We start from the raw sequence: 2,033 nt of genomic DNA, 5'->3' as shown, positions 1-2,033 counted from the left end.
ATTAAAATGACTCGTAACTAAACATACTATGGCACGCTGGACAGAATACGACGTAGAAGACTTCTGCGACCACTACTGGGAGGTGATCGCGCCCGACCTCCAGGAGGACGGCCTCGACCCTTCCGAACCACCGACGCACGACTGGATGCTGGAGAACGGCTACACGGGCTTCTGCCAGGCCCTCCCGTACCACCTCGACAAGACGTTCCTCCAGTTCTGCAACGAGGACCTCGACATCCAGCGGGGGAACGGGCACATCTACGAGATCGACGTCGATCACGCCCGGACGCGGGAGCTCGCGTACCGGTGGGCCGAACGCCACCGCCTCGGGCGAAAGAACCTCGCGCTGGCGACCGCGAAGACCGACCTCCAGGGGATCGACCGCGTCGCAGGGGCGCTTCGGGAGGTTCACGGCGACGACGATCTCCTCCACCTCGGGAGCGACGACGTCACCGAACCCGAGGCCTTCGAGGTCTTCCTGGACGCGTTCGACCACCTGGACGCGCAGTACAACGAGCGGACGATGAAGGTCGTCCACACGGCGCTGAAGCTCTTCTACCGCTACCTGAAGAAGCGCCGAAACCCGGTGACGTTCAACCCGATGCTCGGGCTGCGCGACGAGTACAGCTGGAACGAACTGGAGGTAGACCCCGAGGGCCTCCCGCCGGAGACCGTGAACGCGCTGGCGCGCGTCGCCGAGACCGTCGAGGAGAAGACCCTCGTCGTCCTGCTCTGCGCGGCCGGGCTGCGTCGCGCCGAGGTCGCACGGATGCACCGCGACATGATCAACTTCGACCCCGAGTACGTCGATACGCCGCTCATCGAGTTCGACACCCGGAAGAACGGCCCCTCGACGGTGAACCTCGTCTTCGGCGTGGACACGCTGCGCGAGCGGATCGAGCAGCTGGAAGACGAGTACGGCGACGACTGGAACGGCTACCTGTTCCAGGGGTCGTACCGGTACAAGGACCACTGGGCGGTGACCACCGTCGGGAAGAAGCTCCACGACCTCGCCGAGCGTGCCCTGGAGGAGACCGACGTCGATGTGCGCCTGGAGGACGGCCGCCTGCCGACCCCGCAGACAGCGCGGCGGTTCTGGTACAACCAGTACAGCATGGGCGTGGACTTCCTCGCCGAGGTCGCCCGCAGCATCGCCAGCGAGCAGGGGAGTCGAGACGCGCAGGTCGTCCTCACGAACTACCTGTCCGAACGCCGCCGGGTGCAGATCCTCCGCGACCACATGGCTGAGACGCTCGCCGAGGCGTTCGCCGGCACCGACATCTCTCCCGCTGCTCCTGACGGGAGCCGCCCGGAGGTCGAGGCCGCGGTGGACGAGATCACGCCGGGGCGCGACGTGGACGTCGTCGAGGACGACGCCGGCGACGTGGAGACACCGATCGACCGCTTCCTCCAGGAGGACAGCAGCGAGGACACCACCGAGGAGGACAGCAGCGGCTGGCTCTCGGAGCTGGAGAACGACGAGAGCGGGTTCTTCCACTCGGGAGCGGCGACGAAGGCGACGGTCATCGGGACCGTCGTCTCGCTCGTCTCGCAGCTGGCCCCGTTCCTCTGACTAACCAACATCTCCCGATTCCTGTACAGCCGTGTTGGTTAGCGAGAGGGCTTCAGACGTTCGTTCTCGGGGGAGGGGGACATCTCGTTTTACGGGCGGCTGAGACGTCTGTCTGAACTGCCATGTGGCAACGACTCACCGGAGGTGGAGGCGGCGGTGGTGACGACGACAGCGGGTCGTCGTCCTCCGGCTCCAGCTCAGACAGTAGCAACGACAGCGGCGGCGGAGGCGGCTTCTTCGGCGGCATCTCGGACGCCGTCGATGACGCAGCCGACACCGTCACAGACACAGTCAGCGACACCGTGGACGACGTCACCGGCGGCGGGTCCTCGTCGGGAGGCTCTTCGTCCCGATCACGGCGCGGCCGGTCGCGCTCGTCGAGGAGCTCCTCGTCCGGGTCCAGCAGCTCGTCCTCTTCTTCGTCCTCGTCGAACGGCGGCGGGGGCGGTGGAGGCGGCGG

The 2,033-nt window shown here is 66.5% G+C and carries 2 protein-coding genes; one reads left to right on the top strand and one right to left on the bottom strand.

Features of this window, described 5'->3' with window-relative positions:
• The first annotated feature begins 28 nt into the window (after nucleotides 1–28).
• Nucleotides 29–1,573 (top strand): site-specific integrase, encoded by a 1,545-nt coding sequence (locus tag EP28_RS11420; RefSeq protein ID WP_049984141.1) that lies wholly within the window; start codon nucleotides 29–31, stop codon nucleotides 1,571–1,573.
• A gap of 52 nt (nucleotides 1,574–1,625) precedes the next feature.
• Here the strand turns inward: EP28_RS11420 and EP28_RS14450 are convergent.
• Nucleotides 1,626–2,033, bottom strand: a 408-nt coding sequence (locus tag EP28_RS14450) for a hypothetical protein (protein WP_196219637.1), incomplete at its 5' end; no start/stop codon positions are given.

This window comes from Halorubrum sp. BV1 (assembly GCF_000746205.1).
Taxonomy (GTDB): Archaea; Halobacteriota; Halobacteria; order Halobacteriales; family Haloferacaceae; genus Halorubrum.
Note: the sequence above shows the minus strand (reverse complement) of the source record. Positions and strands in the feature narration are given on the sequence as shown.

What these genes read in the sequence shown, in the direction of transcription:
- EP28_RS11420 (WP_049984141.1), top strand. Translation starts at nt 29, where the DNA reads ATGGCACGCTGGACAGAATACGACGTAGAAGACTTCTGCGACCACTAC.